General features: G+C 50.1%; 1 protein-coding gene. It reads right to left on the bottom strand.

The features are described from left to right. Positions 1-64 precede the first annotated feature (64 nt). The coding region (locus E8K88_RS17925) for a transposase (RefSeq protein WP_168797394.1) at positions 65-367 on the bottom strand (303 nt) is incomplete at its 5' end.

The raw sequence follows: 367 nt of genomic DNA on the forward strand, positions 1-367 counted from the left end.
AAACAGGGCCTTTGGGCCCTGTTGTTTTGTGCCTATGCAACTCGCGCTGACGCTAAGAACGTGTTTACGATCTTCGTAACAACAATCCGATAAAGGCGAGATGGATGAACTGCAAGCTGGTATTGAGCCATCGCTCACAGTTCTTCCAGAGCCTTCGATTCTTCTCTAACCACGCGAAGCTGCGCTCGACAATCCACCTCTTTGGCAAGACAGCGAATGTGTGTAGTTGATCTCGTTTCACCACTTCGATCTCTGTGCAAGCGTGAAGCACATCACTAGCTGCTAGCGCAAATGGTGCGCCACGATAACCAGCATCCACCAATAGCTTTTGCACGCATGTATTGACCCAGCCTTTTCTGCACAGGTC

This window comes from Lampropedia aestuarii (assembly GCF_004803635.1).
In the GTDB taxonomy this organism is placed as follows: Bacteria; Pseudomonadota; Gammaproteobacteria; order Burkholderiales; family Burkholderiaceae_C; genus Lampropedia; species Lampropedia aestuarii.